The organism is Sphingomonas oligophenolica (assembly GCF_006438955.1).
Taxonomy (GTDB): Bacteria; Pseudomonadota; Alphaproteobacteria; order Sphingomonadales; family Sphingomonadaceae; genus Sphingomonas; species Sphingomonas oligophenolica_A.
On the sequence record NZ_RCZK01000010.1, the window covers coordinates 57,230 to 72,969 of the forward strand.

Consider the following 15,740-nt stretch of genomic DNA (forward strand, 5'->3'; position numbering starts at 1 on the left):
CGCATTTAGTTCCGATCAGGCCGCAACCCCGGCCTTCGACCGCGCCGCGAAGCTCTTGCGCAATTTCTGCAGCTTGGGCGGGATCACAGCCATGCAATACGGATTGGAACGACCCTCGGTCTCCCAATAATCCTGGTGATAACCTTCGGCGGTATACCAGGTCGACTCGGGCTCGATCGTGGTCACGATGGGCTTGTCGCTGGTCGCCTGTGCGCGGTCGGCCGCGGCGTGCATTGCCGCCTTCTGGTCATCGTCGACCGGGAACATCGCGGAGCGATATTGCGTGCCCACGTCGTTGCCCTGCCGGTTGAGCTGCGTCGCGTCATGCGTCGCGAAGAAGATGTCGAGCAGGTCGCCGAGATCGAGCTGGTCGGGATCGTAGCCGATGCGGATCGCCTCGGCATGCCCGGTAGCGCCGCTGCAGACCTGTTTGTAGGTCGGGTCGTCGACATGGCCACCGATATAGCCGCTTTCGACGCTCTGGACGCCGATCACATCCTTGAACACCGCCTCGGTACACCAGAAACAGCCGCCCGCCAGCGTCACATAATCGGTCATCGTGAAGTCTCCTTTCCCACCATGTAGGGAAAGGCTATCGCGATCGAAAGGAGTGTCGATGGTGGATGCCGCGGGCAAGGTGATGGTGACGGGCGGGGCGGGCTATATCGGCAGCCATGCGGTGCTGGCGCTGCTCGATGCGGGCCATGAGGTCGTCGTCGTCGACAATCTGGTCACCGGGTTCGACTGGGCGGTCGATCCGCGGGCGGTGCTGGTGGTGGCGAACGTCGCCGACGACGCGGCTGTCCGCGGTGCGATCCGCGATCACCGCGTCCACGCGATCATGCATTTCGCCGGATCGGTGGTGGTTCCCGAATCGGTCGCCGATCCGCTGAAATATTATCGCAACAACACCGCCGCGACGCGATCGCTGATCGAGAGCGCGGTCGCAGGCGGGGTGCCGCATTTCATCTTCTCCTCGACCGCCGCGACCTATGGCACCCCCGCGCGCGTGCCGGTGCAGGAGGGCGATCCGACAATCCCGATCAACCCCTATGGCATGTCGAAGCTGATGAGCGAGGCGATGCTGCGCGATGTCGCGGCGGCGCATCCGATCAACTACGCGGCGCTGCGCTATTTCAACGTCGCGGGCGCGGACCCGGTGGGGCGCAGCGGCCAGTCGACCGTGGGGGCGACCCATTTGATCAAGATCGCGGTCGAGGCGGCGACGGGGCGGCGCGACGCGGTGTCGGTATTCGGGACCGATTTCGACACCGTCGACGGGACGGGGGTGCGCGATTACATCCATGTCAGCGACCTGGCCGCCGCGCACGTCGCCGCGTTGGAATTGCTGGTCGCGAACCCCGCCGACTCGCATATCCTCAACGCGGGCTATGGCCGTGGCTTTTCGGTCAACCAGGTGCTCGACGCGGTCGACCGGGTCACCAACCGGACGATCGAACGGCGCTACGAGGGGCGCCGCGCGGGCGACCCCGCCGAACTGATCGCGGACAATCGTGCGATCCTCGCGGCGCTCGTCTGGCAACCGAGGCGCGACGATCTCGACACGATCGTCACCGACGCGCTCGCCTGGGAACGCACCCTCGCCGAGCGGGGCCGCTAGCGCTCGCCGCCGATCGCGGCGCGCGCCTTGGCGGTCGCGATCCACCAGCCGAGCGCCCACAGCGTCCCAAAGCTCCATCCGGCGAGCACGTCGCTCGGCCAGTGGACCCCAAGATAGACGCGGCTGATCCCGACCGCGCCCGACAGCAGAATCGCGATCGCGAAGAGATACATCCGCGTTGGCCGCGTCCGTGTGATCTGGCTCGCGAGCGCCGCCAGCGTCAGATAGACGATCGCGCTGTTCGCCGAATGCCCGCTCGGGAAGGAATAGCCCGATGCCGCGACGAGGTGCGGGATCAGATCGGGCCGCGCGCGGACGATCACATGCTTGATCAGGTCGACCGCCCAGCCACCGGTCAGCGTCGCCAGCGCCAGCGCCAGCGCAGTCAGCCATAGGCGCTGGACGAGCAGGAAACCCACGACCACCACGACGATGGTCGTCAGCACGACGCCGCCGCCCAGCGCGGTCACGTCGCGCGCGGCATAGGCCAGCCAGGCGGGCGGGTTGGTCCCGCGGATCCCTGCCATGATGCGTCGATCGAACGCGAAGGGATAGCGATCCACGATCAGCCCGAGCCCGAGGAACCCCGCGATGCCGAGCGCGCCAACCACCGCGCCGATCAGTTCGCGCGGCATTCGCCGCCCCCCGACCTGGACGCCGATGGTGGGTCCGCCGGCTACCACATTCATGGTTTAACCAACTGCTTTTTCATCTGATAATTTGTTGTTCTCGGAAAATGACCCCATCGATGCCCCACTGGATGATCCTCACTGCCCCTCTCGTACGTCAGCGAAGGATCGGGACAAGCCATGAGGAATGCAACTTTTTAAACACCGGTCGGGGGTTTCACGCTTCCGGAGCGCATCTGTGGGTATGCCCCGAAACGGGACCCCGTGCGCTTCGCGCTAACCTGCGGCAATTACGCTGGGATCCTCGAGAGTGAAGCTTGACATGCAATTCTACGTACCGCGCGGAGCTGATTGTGGTGCGACGCCCGCTCTTTGCAGTCGTGGTCGTGGAGTTGGAGCGTAACGCGACGCTCAGCGTGTCGGCGAGCAGCAGCTCGAGCGGCTCCGCCCCGATCCGGCGGCGAAGCCCGATGATTTTAAGGCGTTCGAAATGGCGGCCCGCGATGTGGTGGGAAATCGTCTGACGATCATCACGGCCATTGCTCCTCGTAGCATTGCGGCGAAGCCCAATCCGCTCAGGAAGGAAAATAGAGACAGCCCACACGCCCTCGACATCTTGCCTCCGGCAGCCGAGGAAAGGCAGCCTGGACCACTCATTGCTATTAATGGGACGCCACCATGACCACGAAATACGTCGCCTATTATTGCGTCAGCGCTGCTAAACCGGGACGATCCGGTTCGGGGTTGGAGGCGCAGCGCAAGGGCGTTGAGGGTTATCTGACCGGCATGTCCGGCATATTGGTTGGCGAGTTCACGGAAATCGAGAGCGGTAGGCGCAACGATCGACGAGAGTTAGCCCGCGCACTGGCGGCATGCGACCTCACAGGCGCGATCCTGGTAGTCGCCAAGCTGCACAGGCTATCGCGCAATGTCGCGTTTCTGGCAGTTCTACGGGACAGCGGAGCGCCCTTTGTCGCGGCGGACATGCCGGAGGCGAACGAACTCACAATTCACATCATGGCAACAGTCGCAGAAGAGGAGCGCAGGGCAATCTCCTACCGCACCAAGGAAGCGCTAACGGCGGCTAAGGCGCGGGGGGTGCAACTTGGAGGTGTTAGGGGAAATATCAGCGACTGGAAGCGCGGCGCCGTCGCTAGTGCGGCGGTCAGGGGCGAGGCGGCGGCAGATCGCAACGCGAACGTGCGTCGCCAGATCGCGGCCTTGGCTGGCAGTGAGAAGTTATCCCTTCGCCAGATTGCCGACCGCCTTAATACCGCCGGCGTTAGGACAGCGCGCGGCGGGCTATGGAGTGCGACGCAAGTTCGCCGAGCAATGGATGAATCGCGTGGCAGCGAGATTGTAATCACGGAATCGACTTCGAACGACCGCTGCCCCAGACCACGTTTAACCAAATCGTCAGCAGGGTCGTCCCGAATTAGAGGGTTACGTCGACGTCCAATCAGCATGCGACGAGCACGGCGCAGACGCTGATGACGAAGATCGAGGCCCCGACGCCCACGAGCAGCGACACATCGGGTAGCGCGCGATGGAACCGTTCGGAAGGTCGCCCTAATACATGGCGCTCCGCCCCGTGTCCCGTCGCGACGCACCGTTGGAAGCTACTACGCCCCGGGACGATCGCCAGCGACTCCAAACACAATTTTTTGCAGCCCGATCGCGGACGGCTTCGGTACCATGCCCTGCCAGGGGTGGCCCGTTCTTCACGGTCTCTCCCGGCCTACAGCCTTTCATGCGCGGAAGATGCAGCAGCATCGTAAAGCGTGTGGTGCGTTCGATGAGCGTGCCGATCGCGGATCGCGCGGACGTGCGCTGGATCGATGGAGCAGAGTTTGGCGGGTCGTTCATCGAGGAGCTGCCAGCCGCGGCGATAATCAACCTTTTAACGAGCGAGAATCCACCACATTGCTGGAAATAGAGTGTAGAGCGCCCGCATGGCCGGAAGCCATGTACGCCGACCGCTCCGCATGACCGCCGATGGCGCCGAACCCGACCCGAACGTAACCAACCGGGTGGTGAACTTGCACGGTATCAATAGGGTGACGCTCCGACGTCAAGAAAGGGAGTTTCAAACGATGTCGGAGTGTCGAAACGAAAGATGAGCGTCGGTAACGTCGTGGTCAACTTGCCCTTAAGCCTGTAGCGACCCGATCGGGTTCAAAATGGGACCCACGCATTGATGTGTGCGGTTGTAGCATACGGCATGCAATCTACCGTCGACGGACGGGGGTGTCGCGATCTCGCCCATGCGCGTACTGACGGGGAGGCCCCGGCACGCCTGACCCCGGCTTGCGCGATAAGGCTTGGCCCTGCAGATCGGGCAGCTCGTTCGTCATCATAACCGGGGGATCGCAGTACCTCGGAATTCAGGCTTGGTGCGACGCACGGTTGAGGCTCGAAACAGTTGATCATACTCGCCAACCGGCGCCTCCGGTTATCTTCACGGTTGGTGGCTCATAACGCCCGAGGCTCTGAAAACGTCGCCCGACCCGCCAGCCGTCGCGATGCGGTTGCCACGGCCTCCTCCTCCGCAATAATGATCAGGTTCACATCGGCGTCGCTAAGCGCCACTGAGAATGCTAGTCGGAATCGTCGCTGGCTTCGCCAAGCGACGCGAGCAGATAGCCATCGAATACCACAGCGTATTCGAACGCTCTCCCCGATCAGCGGCGAATCTGCAGCATATATTAAGCCGTTTATCCCCTACACACACCTTGTAATGACTAGAACAAAAGGAGTCCATAGCGGGATTCAGCGCGTTGCGGCTCAACAATGGTTAAAGCAACGCCACGGACTTGCGCCGGAATCTCGTCTGTGCTACCGCCGATAAATGGACAGAACCGTTCGCCAAGCCCTTGCCGATCTTCGCGCCTCGCTAGAGGTTCGGATCGCGGATGCGCGCCGGGAGATCGAGGTGTTGGAGGCTGAGCTTGCAGATACGAGGACAGCGGAAAAGGCGCTAATGCCCAAGGTTGAGCGCCTAGAGGCGCGCGGGCACGGGGCCAGCCAATTCGCCCTTAGTTATTGGTCGAAACAGGCGGTCAAGCCGATCCGCGATCTAACGATGAAGGAGCTAGTCCGTAAGGCGCTGGCGGAACAGTTCCCGAACGGCGCAACGGCTAGAATGATGTTGGACTTCTTCCACAACGCGTGGGGGCGCACCGATATCATTCGATCCAGTTTTAGCCCTCAGCTCTCGCGGATGAAGGGCGATGAAGAAATCATATTGGAGGGGATGGTCTGGAAGCTCGCGGCTACCGCTGAGCAAGCCGACAATCCCGGCGCGCTAGCGCCCAACGAGAATGAGCCGCCCAACGGGAAGCCCGCGGACGGCTCAGAAACCGCGCTAGCCGCGCAATAGAAGGAGACCACAGGAATGTTCGACCATTCCGCAGGGTGGCGGGGGTTACAGCCCCTTAGCTACCCGTTGCTCTTGTTAAGGAGCTAGTGGACGCCGTGGCCGGGATCGCTCTCGGTCACGGCTCCTTAGCTACGCGAATCTATCGAATCCGTCAACAAAAGGAGCCTCTCATGGCTAAATCACCACCGTCTCGCCAGACCTCCTCGAAGGTCTCCACAGTTGCATCCGGCATCCTGTCGGGCGCGATCAAGCCAACGCCTGCACAGATGCGGAGCGTTGCCGCTTCCGCTTTGGGGCAGGATCAGACACCCGGACAGCGCCGGAAGTAACATCCGGCTCATCTAGGTGAGTGACGCGTAGGACGCAGCGTGTGGGTATCTGGATCACTCCAGACACTTGCATGCTGCGTTCGTCGTTGATGGCCCCCATATTCGGGGCAAGGGCCTTCATGTCGTCATCGTCGCGTATCATCCATCCGACCGAAGCGCAGAGAATGATGCCTGGGGCTTCGAAAGATGCTAGGTAGGACCACGCCGGAATGGGTTGCGCGCTGTCTTCCCATTCGATCATGACGAGAGGACACGCATTGGAACGGGTCACGTTATCAGCCGCATTGGCGGCGGGGGACTTAGAGCCCTTCATCCGGCAAGCCGAACGCGACGGGGCGTTGGAGGTTGACGAGACCTTGTTCGGCGACCGTTTGTCAGCGCTCATCAAAGCGCCCCTACCAGCAGGTCGAACATCCCGTTCACGCGCTCGCGATGGTTCGCACGGAAAGTGAACTCGTCCAAATAGCGTTGTAGATGTTTAGGGCTGATCGCGACGTGGGTTGACCGAACCGACGCCTTGAACAGCCGCCAGAAGCCTTCCACGCTGTTGACGTGGTGTTGCGCCTTGTGGCCGTAATCGTAGTAGCTCCATTCCTTCTTACCATGGCTAACGGTGCCGTGCTGGTAGCCGTCGCCAGTGAGTAAGCCGTAGGACATAAGCTCGTCGGTCGAGACGATCGAACCGGGCTCCACGTTGTCGAGAACGACCTCGCGGAGCGTCACCTTCTTCACGTTCGGGATGACCTTGGCGACCGTGCGGCCTTCGCGCTCGATCAGGCCCATCACGATCGTTTTGCCGGGTGCGCCGCGACCGCGCTTGCCGCCATGCGAGCGACCACCGACGTAGGCCTCGTCAGCCTCGATATGGCCGGACAGCAGCGTGTCGAAATGGTCAGCCTTGGCGGTCAGCGTGCGAATTTGCATCCCGATCCGGTAGGCCGTTTTATACGTCACGCCGAGCTGGCGCTGTAGCTCTTTGCCGCTAACGCCGTGGCGCGTCGTGCAGAACAGATACATCGCATAGAACCACGAGACGAGCGGGGTGCGCGTGTCGTGAAGGATGGTGTTGGCAGTCGGCGCGATCTGGAAGCGGCACTCGGGACACGCATAGACGCGGCGCTCGCGCAGCTTGTGGAACGTGACGCCAACCGAACCGCAATCGGGGCAATCCATCGTCGTGCCACCAAAGCGCACGGCCATAATGTGGGTCAGGCACGCATCCTCATCCGGGAAGCGCGCGAAGAACTCACGAACCGAAAGGGCGGGCGATGCGGAGGGCGACTTGCTCATGCATTCTAACTAGCCGAATGCGTAGGGTGGGTCAAGGGGATAAACGGCTATATTAAAGCCCCACCTGTTGAGAGGTTCAATATGTGAACTCGCCAATTCGCACCCTCGAAGTTCATCTCAGTCGGTTGAAACAGCTTGTACCGCGGCATCGCGCGTAGATGATGTCCCTCATCAATTCGATTTGTGACTGACATCCCTTCACGCCAACTGGCTGATTGCACGAAGCCGCGAGGGCCCCGCCGGTTCCGCTGAAAGAAGCCTAAGATGCTGTTAGGGATAAATTCTCGACTCCCGTCGCGTGATCCCGCGTTGTGACGCCTGATCAGGAGCGCTGGGCGGAGGCGCACGCCGTTCTCGAAATAAATGGAGACTTCGTGTTCACCTTCCTCGCCGAGCGGATTTGCGTCAACTATCTGAGGGCTTGCGGTCGCCCCCGACGAAGTGCAGCATGCAGCTGTCACTACGAGAAGAGCGCCCCGCCCCACTTCGCGTTGTAATGGTGCGGTGGTTTGCCACCAAATCGATAGGGTTTCTCCACCTTCGCGGTCTAGCAGGACAGCGAGGCGCTATTGCCTCACGGACAGCAGGACGCCCCGTCCTCGCGTATCTGGGGCGGGGCGTCTTGCCGGTTGATCCAAGCAGATTGACGCAGCCACCGGGCGTGGCATCCTGGCGATAAGCAACAGTGGGTCGCGGCGGGGGCAGGCCATGGATGACGATCAAAGGGCGTCGGATAGACGACAGCAGCACGATCCCGGCTTTGCGTAGGCTGAGCCGCTATTAGGCGCCCCTGGGTCAGCGCATCCCGCCTGAGTGCGGGGCCACCCGTGCAACGGAGCGACGATCATGTTTCACCTGCTCGAAAATTCAGCGCTGCAGCGCCGCGTCGAACTGCGTTCGGACCACGTCCGGCTCGGCATACCGCCTAGGTCGGAAAACGTCCCCCTGCAGTCGGCAAAAAGGAACCGGGAGCGGAGGGTAGAGAGCAGGGGAAGTGAGGATCAGGATAGAGCGGAAAAAAGCAGCAGGAACGCTGCCCGCGTCCATGGTCCTCCTTCGGAGCCTGTCATGAATATAGCAAGATTTAGACTGATGCCGCGGCAGCGTCGTCTCGCGAACAGCGGGCGGAGCGGAATAGCGATCACACACGGTCAGGCGGGTCCGCCGCTGCCGTGCGGGATGGTGTTGTCGCGCGCCAGCTGGCATCGCCGCGTCGCGTTTCACTGTTCGGCCATAACCCAGCAAGGCCTTACGCTGACGCCTTTCTGAACCGGCGGCGGCCGATGCAGCGCTGCCTAGCGCGCCGCCATCAAGCGTCGATCCGCATCGATCGGATCGTCACCTCATCATCAAAAACGAGATTTCCGCGTCACTCGTCCCGGGAAACACCCGGTCGCGTCGACCAACCATCATCAGGAGAATCATCATGTCGATCCATCAACAACGCCCTTTCAATGTTCAGCACGTCGTGCCCGACCGCGCCAATTCCGGTGAGGGGAAGCCGATCGAGCGCACCGCTGTCGCCAACTATCTCTACGTCAATCGCCTCGATGGCATCGATCGGTTCGGTGCGATGACGCGCTGGTCAGCGCGTACCGATCTGATCGCTGCCGGGCGGGTCGCGCCGCAACGCGCCGAGCATCCGCTGCTCGCAGGGGTGGGCTTGTGGCAGGCGATTGACGATGTCGGTCAGCGAATCCGGCCGGGCGAGTCAATCATGGCGCACGCGGTCGGCTCGCTCCCCGTGAACGAGGACCCCGAATACTGGCGCCAGCTCGTGGTTGGCTTCGCTGAGGATCATTTTGCCTCGCAGGGCATGGTTCTGGATTTTGCGATCCATTACGCGGCCGCCTGCGCGGATCGGCCCGAAATTCTGCCGCACGTACACCTGCTCGTTACCACGCGCGTTTTTGACCCGACCAGTGACCGGTTCGGAAAACGCCAGCAGACGTGGCTACGCACGCCCGATGCCTGCAAGGCGATGGCGGATCGATGGTTCGCAGCAACCGGGATCTATCCGCCCACCGGCGCAACGCCGTTCGGTCGCCAGCTGACCCGACTGGCCGAACTCGGTCGGCAGAACGAAACGGGTTCGGCGGCCATCATGCACCGCGTGGCGAGCTTGCGCGCCATCTGACCGGCAGCGGGAGCTTTCCCGTAATTCATCAATGAGGAGAAATACCTTGCGCATTCAACCGCGCCGGGACAATGGCCGACGTGCGCGGCCGATCCTGGCATATGATATCGAAACGATCGCCCCCGCGCTTGAGGATGGGTCATTCCCGCCTTGGCCGACCCACCAGCCCGTCGCGGTCGGATTTGCCGAGGCGTGGGAACAGGGCGGCCAATGGCTGTTCGACATCGACGCGCTCGCCATTACCGAGGCTGTCACGAACGAGGCGGCAATGATCCGCGAGGCTGACCGTCGGATGGCGGGGGCAGGGGTGGTGACATCGTATAATGGTCGCCAGTTCGACGCGCTTGTCCTTCGCCTCGCGGCGCAGCGTCAGCGTTTGTGGGACTGCAAGGCGCTCGCCGATCGCGCCGCCTCCAAGCGGTTCGGCGGTGAGCATCTCGATCTCGCCGACGCTTATTCGAGCTTTGGCCGGAAAGTGTCGCTTGCATCGATCGCCGATGAGCTTGGCATTGCTGTGAAAACCGATGTTGCGGGCGGCGATGTCGGCCAGCTCTGGGAGGCGGGGGAGACCGAACGGATCCGCCGCTATGTCATGGAAGATGCGGTTGCGACGCTGTGCGTGTATTTTGCATGGGTCGCCGCGCGCGCCGCCGACGAGACGCTCGTGACCCGGCCGCTGGCGGCCCTCGCTCGGCATATCGAGGCGCGTGCCGATCTCGAGCATCTGCAGCCTTTTCTGGACTGCCAGCTGATGTGGTGGGCACGCCCCCGCGCGATGAAGGCAGACATCGGCGCCGCGCTTTCGCGCATGACACATCGGCTCGCCCGAGAGGAGAGTGAACGCGCGTTCGCCACATCCTGACGCCGAACGCGTCCGTCGTCCCACCCGCATCGGCCCGGTCATCCCCGCGATGGCCGGGCCATTTTCGTTTTTTGAAGGATTTATCATGACCAATGATACACTCGTGCTTGCAACCGCCTGTCTCAACCAATCCGAGATGCCCGAGCGAGCCGCGCGCACGCTGCTGGTCGGCGCTGCCATTCTCAATGTCCGCCATCGATTCGGCAGCTGGAGCTTCGATCTACAGTCGGATTCCACCACCGTTACTGACAATCCGGCCGACACGATGCTCTGGCTCGGCGAGCGACTGCAATGCGCCGATGGACAACTGCTGCTGTGGCGCGGCGAAGACATTACCGTCCCTTCGCTGATCGCCGCCGCCGAGACGGCGCGTGACACGATCGCCGCCGTCACGCTGTTGCGCCGCCTGGCTGCTACCTTCACCGGCGAGGTGATCGACGTCGCGACGGCGTTCGGCGGATCGAAGGCGACATCGTTCGATGCGATCGCTCACCGCCATGGCGTCGCGTTCGTGCCGATGACCCGAACCGATCTCGCCGAGGCGCATCGGCTCGGAAATCATGGGGACATCCGCGCGCATCTCGAAGCGCGGGCCAAGGCGATGTGGCAGTTGTGGCTGCCCGGCGTGCCGGACGATGACAGCGTGCGCTCGGCCACTCACGCGTGGCTCTTCGAATCGGATGCGCAGGCGCAGCGATTATTTTGCTCGTCGAAGGAAAGGCCCGCACTGGACGCTGTTCCTTCCAGCCCATTGGCGCTGGAGGCGAAGCATGACTGAGAACTATTACAGCGTCATGAGGCGGTATGACGAAGACGGCGAGCCCACGTTCCGTTACTGCATCCCATCCACCGCCTATATTCGGCCATGTGCGAAGATAGCAGGTGATGCAGCCTCGGACGGTGCCGGGCTGAACAGCATCGCTGACCGATATGCGGCGCTGACAACCGAGCTTCCGCTTGCTGGTGCTGCGATCATGGGCAACGATGCATCGGGCGAGATCGCGCTGATTGCTCGGTTGCGTGCCGCAGCGCCATGGCTCGAGCCGGCAATCGCGAGTATCGAACGCCACCTGCTGATCCAGAACTGGGCAGGGCGCCCATGGATCGCATGGCGTCCGCTGTGCCTGGTCGGGCCGCCGGGATGCGGCAAAAGCTATTTTGCCCGGCTCATCGCCGAAGCGACCGATGCTGGATCTGGGGTTCTCGATCTGGCCGGCACGTCGGACAACCGGACGCTGGAAGGTACTGCTCGTGGTTGGACCAGCGCGCAGCCGTGCTGGCCTGCGCTGATGATGAGTCAGGCGCGCACTGTTAATCCGGTCCTGGTACTGGAAGAAGTCGAGAAGTTCGCTGGCGACGGTCAGAATGGCAATCCGCTCGCAACACTGCTCACGATGATTGAAGCAGAGACCGCGAAGCATTACTGGGATAGGTGCCTGCTTGCCGAGATAGATCTCAGCCATATCTGCTGGATCCTCACCTGCAACGATTCCGCAATGCTGCCGGCGGTGCTGCGTGCGCGGCTCGATATCATCACAGTGGAAGGACCGGGAATCGAGCATTTTGACGTGCTATACACCACGATCGGTTCTAACCTTGCCAAACGGTGGGGCGTCCCGGCGGCAGCAATTCCGGCGCTGCCGCCGCGAGCCATTCGAGTTCTTCGCGCTACGTTTGCGCAAAAACGATCCGTTCGCAGTCTGCGGCAGAACATCGAACAACTGATGGCAGCGGCGATCCCGCGTGACCGCGGCCCTACCCACTAATAGCCGCGGCGGGCTAATGATGCTATCGCGTGCGGTGTAACAGATGCCGTTATCGGTTAGCTACTCGATCGGTTCGGGCACCCGGCCCACCCGTCAAGCGGTGCTCATTAGTCGCGACCACCAGGTCCTTGACGTCCTCGGCGGTGATGCCGGCCGTCGCCACGCAACGAAACGATATGGAGCGGCGGATCGTCGCGGGCGGATATTCACTGATCAGGAAGGGGAGCCGCTTCGACCGCATTCGTGATCAGGATTCCGCGACGGCGGCCAGAATCGCACGGCCATATGCGGTCTTAATCATAGCATGACCCGCCGCTTCCGCAGTTTCCCGGCTGATGAAACCGTTTTCAAAGGCGATTTCTTCAAGACAGGCGATCTGGATTCCTTGGCGATGTTGGATCGTACGGACAAATTCCGACGCCTCGAGAAGGCTGTCGTGCGTGCCGGTATCGAGCCAGGCATAGCCGCGCCCCATCTGTTCGACGAAAAGATCCCCCTTCTCCATATAGAGGCGATTGAGATCAGTAATTTCCAGTTCGCCGCGGGCGCTAGGTTTTAGGTTGCGTGCAAAGTCGACGACCCGGTTGTCATAGAAATACAGTCCGGTAACCGCGTGGTTCGACCTGGGATTGATGGGCTTCTCTTCGAGGCTGATCGCGCGCGCGCCTTCCGCGAGCTCGACCACGCCGTATCGTTCAGGATCCTCGACGCGGTAGCTGAAAACTGTTGCGCCGGTTGTTCGGGTGGTGGCTCTGTCGAGCAGATCGGTGAGATGGGCACCGAAGAAGATGTTGTCACCCAAGACCAACGCGACGCGATCGGCGCCGATAAAATCGGCGCCGATCGTGAACGCCTGTGCGAGACCCTCGGGCTTAGGCTGTTCGGCGTAGCTAATGTTGAGTCCGAGACTGGACCCATCACCAAAGATACTCTTATAATTTCCCAAGAATTCCGGGCTAGAAATGATCAGGATGTCGCGGATTTTTGCCAGCATGAGGATCGATAAGGGATAATAAATCATCGGCTTATCGTAAACGGGAAGCAGCTGCTTGTTGATCGCGAGCGTAGCGGGATGAAGCCGGGTGCCAGAGCCACCAGCAAGTATAATGCCTTTCATATCGTCTTTCCGAGAAGCTCATCGAGGATGTCTGCAAGCGCAGCTTGCCACGGGCGGGGGGAAATCCCGTAATCGCGCTGGATTGCGGAGTGGCTCAGTTCCGAATTGGCGGGTCGTCGCGCCGGCGTGGGATAAGCCGAGGTCGGAATCGGCAACACCTGCGCGGTAGGACCTCCGCGCCGAGCGGATTGAGCAAAGATCTCGATCGCGAAATCGGCCCACGAGGTGCGCCCCGCGTTGCTGAAATGCCAGATGCCGCTTGGCGCCGCGCGATCGCCGACCAGCTGCATCGCAATTGCGGCCAGTGTCGCGGCAAGGTCCGCTGCGGCGGTCGGGGTACCAAATTGATCGGCGACGACCGTCAGTGTGTCCTTCGTTTCGGCGATACGGAGCATCGTCTTGACGAAATTGTTGCCATGCGCGCTCACCACCCATGCTGTGCGGATGATCGCATGACGTGCCCCCGATGTAGCCACCGCCAGTTCGCCGCCGAGTTTAGACGCACCGTAGACACCGAGCGGCGCTACCGGATCGCCTACGTCCCACGGCCCCGCCTTCCTACCGTTGAACACGTAATCGGTGGATACTTGGAGCATGGGAATCGCCGCCGCCCTACATGCCTGCGCCAGTGCCGCTGGAGCCAGTGCGTTGACCGCCCACGCGGTGACGACATCGCGTTCGGCGTTGTCGACCGCGGTGTACGCTCCGCCGCTGATTACCGCGGCCCAGCCTCCCTCGGCAACCTTGGCGGCAATCGCATCGGTATCGCGGAGGTCGAGGTCATCAATGTCGACCCCGACCGCCTCCCATCCGTCAGGCCAGGAAAAACGCCGCAACTCCTTGCCGAGTTGGCCGTTGCCGCCGGTAAAAAGGATGCGCTTCAAGCCGCCAGCCCGCGACGCAGATCCGCCTGCCGCTCGGCGACGATAGGGCGCCACCAATCCTCGTTAGCCAGATACCACGTGACCGTCTTCTCGATCCCGCTCTCGAAGGTTTCAGAAGGTTGCCAACCGAGTTCGTCTCGGATCCGGCTCGCGTCGATCGCGTAGCGTTTGTCATGGCCGGGCCGGTCGGCAACGTAGCCGATTTGGGTAGCATAGCTCTCCCCGTCGGCTCGCGGACGCTGCGCATCCAAGATCGCACAAATGGTCGTGACGACCTCAAGATTCTGCTTCTCGTTATTGCCGCCGACGTTGTACGTTCGCCCCGGCCGCCCTCGTTCGAAGACTGCGCGCAGCGCACGCACGTGATCCTCGACAAACAGCCAGTCGCGAACCTGATCGCCCTTGCCGTAGACGGGAAGCGTTTCGCCGCCCAAGGCCTTGGCGATCATCAGCGGGATCAGCTTCTCGGGAAAGTGATATGGTCCGTAATTGTTGGAACAATTGGTTATGATCACCGGCAAACCGTAGGTATGCCCCCACGCGCTCACGAGGTGGTCGGAGCCCGCTTTTGACGCCGAATAGGGTGACCGAGGATCGTAGCGCGTGTCCTCTGTGAAGAAACCTATATCGCCAAGCGAACCGAATACCTCGTCGGTCGAAATATGGTGAAACCGAAACGCCGCGCGCGCGTCGTCCGATAAGGACAGCCAGTAAGCGCGCGCCTCGTTCAGCATCGTGAAGGTACCGACGATGTTGGTCTGAATGAACGCGTCGGGCCCGTCGATGGAGCGGTCGACATGGCTCTCGGCGGCAAGATGGGTGATTACGTCAGGCTTGAATTCGGCGATCGTCGCACGCAGCGTAGCAGCATCGCAGATATCGCCGCGCACGAAGCGATAGCGGTCGTCATCGGCAACGCTTGAGACCGTCGACAACGTTCCCGCATACGTCAGCTTGTCGTAGTTGAGCACCTCGTGCTTGCTGTCCTCGACAAGGTGCCGGATCAGCGCTGAGCCGATGAAGCCGGCCCCGCCGGTTACAAAAATGCGCATGGTGGCTCCTTAGCCGAGCGGCGCCAGCGGGCGTCCGTCATAGGGGAAGGGGGAGTCGAACTCGTCGAGCGTCGGCAGATTCGCGTCCTTGATCGACAGCTCCGGTGCGGTGCCGCCCGGCATCGGCCAGTCGATCCCCAAGCTGTCCCAGCGGATTCCGCCGTCATGATGGGGAGCGTAGAGACCCGAACATTTGTAACTCACCTCGCAATCGCGATCGAGCGTCAGGAACGCGTGCGCGAAGCCCGTCGGGATAAACAACTGATGCCCATTTTCCGCGCTGAGTTCGGCGGACACCCATTGGCCATAGGTCGGCGACCCCTCCCGCACATCGACCGCGACGTCGTAGATGCGCCCCCGGACGCAACGGACCAGCTTGTCCTGACCGCACGGCGGCGTTTGGAAATGCAGCCCGCGCAGCGTGTAGCGCGGAACCGATAGCGAATGATTGTCTTGAACGAACTCGGTGTGGATACCGCGCGCCGCAAAGTCGCGGATTGAGTATACCTCGGCAAACCAACCACGCGCATCCTCGTAGCGCTTCGGTTTGATAAGCTGGACGATGGAGTTGGTCATAATCCGAAATTCCCTAGCGGTCGTTGCCGACGCCTGCAATGCTGGCGGATTTGGATCTGATTGCGTGACCGTTGAGGAATCTAGGAGCCCTTCGCGGT

14 protein-coding genes and 1 pseudogene are annotated in these 15,740 nt (G+C 61.8%); 7 read left to right on the forward strand and 8 right to left on the reverse strand.

What is annotated here, in order from left to right; genetic code table 11:
* Positions 1 to 15 precede the first annotated feature (15 nt).
* Positions 16 to 558: a peptide-methionine (S)-S-oxide reductase MsrA gene (msrA, locus tag EAH84_RS12190; RefSeq protein ID WP_140872290.1), complete on the reverse strand. Its 543-nt coding sequence runs from the start codon at positions 556 to 558 to the stop codon at positions 16 to 18.
* Positions 559 to 616: 58 nt separating this feature from the next.
* Here msrA and galE point away from each other — a divergent pair, with 58 nt between their 5' ends.
* Entirely contained in the window at positions 617 to 1,621 is a 1,005-nt protein-coding gene (galE, locus tag EAH84_RS12195; RefSeq protein WP_140872291.1) for a UDP-glucose 4-epimerase GalE, read from the forward strand.
* Here the strand turns inward: galE and EAH84_RS12200 are convergent.
* Positions 1,618 to 2,310, reverse strand: coding sequence for a phosphatase PAP2 family protein (locus EAH84_RS12200; protein WP_241656584.1), 693 nt, complete (start codon positions 2,308 to 2,310; stop codon positions 1,618 to 1,620). The two genes, galE and EAH84_RS12200, sit on opposite strands and share 4 nt — an antisense overlap.
* Positions 2,311 to 2,928: 618 nt before the next feature.
* Here EAH84_RS12200 and EAH84_RS12205 point away from each other — a divergent pair.
* Entirely contained in the window at positions 2,929 to 3,741 is an 813-nt protein-coding gene (locus EAH84_RS12205; RefSeq protein ID WP_140872292.1) for a recombinase family protein, read from the forward strand.
* A 174-nt stretch (positions 3,742 to 3,915) separates the two neighbouring features.
* On the opposite strand, the pseudogene EAH84_RS16625 reads toward EAH84_RS12205, so the two are convergent.
* A pseudogene (locus EAH84_RS16625) lies at positions 3,916 to 4,065 on the reverse strand (IS30 family transposase); the annotation flags it as partial.
* A 1,033-nt stretch (positions 4,066 to 5,098) separates the two neighbouring features.
* On the opposite strand from EAH84_RS16625, the gene EAH84_RS12215 reads away from it, so the two are divergent.
* Positions 5,099 to 5,629 (forward strand): hypothetical protein, encoded by a 531-nt coding sequence (locus EAH84_RS12215; RefSeq protein WP_140872293.1) that lies wholly within the window; start codon positions 5,099 to 5,101, stop codon positions 5,627 to 5,629.
* 713 nt (positions 5,630 to 6,342) lie between these two features.
* On the opposite strand, the gene EAH84_RS12220 is transcribed toward EAH84_RS12215, so the two are convergent.
* Entirely contained in the window at positions 6,343 to 7,248 is a 906-nt protein-coding gene (locus EAH84_RS12220) for an IS1595 family transposase (RefSeq protein ID WP_140872294.1), read from the reverse strand.
* A gap of 1,426 nt (positions 7,249 to 8,674) precedes the next feature.
* Here EAH84_RS12220 and EAH84_RS12225 point away from each other — a divergent pair.
* From EAH84_RS12225 to EAH84_RS12235, 4 genes are read left to right on the forward strand one after another with little or no spacing between them, the layout of a single operon-like run.
* Positions 8,675 to 9,385 (forward strand): MobA/MobL family protein, encoded by a 711-nt coding sequence (locus tag EAH84_RS12225; protein WP_140872295.1) that lies wholly within the window; start codon positions 8,675 to 8,677, stop codon positions 9,383 to 9,385.
* A 46-nt stretch (positions 9,386 to 9,431) separates the two neighbouring features.
* Positions 9,432 to 10,247, forward strand: a complete 816-nt coding sequence (locus EAH84_RS12230) for a ribonuclease H-like domain-containing protein (protein WP_161978388.1) — start codon at positions 9,432 to 9,434, stop codon at positions 10,245 to 10,247.
* Positions 10,222 to 11,025 (forward strand): hypothetical protein, encoded by an 804-nt coding sequence (locus EAH84_RS15975; protein ID WP_161978389.1) that lies wholly within the window; start codon positions 10,222 to 10,224, stop codon positions 11,023 to 11,025. Before EAH84_RS12230 ends, EAH84_RS15975 begins: the two co-directional genes overlap by 26 nt.
* On the forward strand, positions 11,018 to 12,013 hold the full coding sequence (locus tag EAH84_RS12235; protein ID WP_161978390.1) for an AAA family ATPase: 996 nt from the start codon (positions 11,018 to 11,020) through the stop codon (positions 12,011 to 12,013). The genes EAH84_RS15975 and EAH84_RS12235 overlap by 8 nt, the downstream gene beginning before the upstream one ends.
* Before the next feature lie 247 nt (positions 12,014 to 12,260).
* On the opposite strand, the gene rfbA is transcribed toward EAH84_RS12235, so the two are convergent.
* The 4 genes from rfbA to rfbC are packed head-to-tail and all read right to left on the reverse strand — an operon-like array spanning position 12,261 to position 15,642.
* The gene (gene rfbA / locus EAH84_RS12240; RefSeq protein ID WP_140872298.1) at positions 12,261 to 13,130 is read right to left on the reverse strand and encodes a glucose-1-phosphate thymidylyltransferase RfbA; all 870 of its coding nucleotides are present in this window, start codon (positions 13,128 to 13,130) and stop codon (positions 12,261 to 12,263) included.
* Positions 13,127 to 14,014 (reverse strand): dTDP-4-dehydrorhamnose reductase, encoded by an 888-nt coding sequence (gene rfbD, locus EAH84_RS12245; RefSeq protein WP_140872299.1) that lies wholly within the window; start codon positions 14,012 to 14,014, stop codon positions 13,127 to 13,129. Before rfbD ends, rfbA begins: the two co-directional genes overlap by 4 nt.
* Positions 14,011 to 15,066 (reverse strand): dTDP-glucose 4,6-dehydratase, encoded by a 1,056-nt coding sequence (gene rfbB, locus EAH84_RS12250; protein WP_140872300.1) that lies wholly within the window; start codon positions 15,064 to 15,066, stop codon positions 14,011 to 14,013. The genes rfbD and rfbB overlap by 4 nt, the downstream gene beginning before the upstream one ends.
* A 9-nt stretch (positions 15,067 to 15,075) precedes the next feature.
* Complete coding sequence (gene rfbC, locus EAH84_RS12255; RefSeq protein ID WP_140872301.1) at positions 15,076 to 15,642, reverse strand: dTDP-4-dehydrorhamnose 3,5-epimerase; 567 nt, start codon at positions 15,640 to 15,642, stop codon at positions 15,076 to 15,078.
* Positions 15,643 to 15,740: the final 98 nt, after the last annotated feature.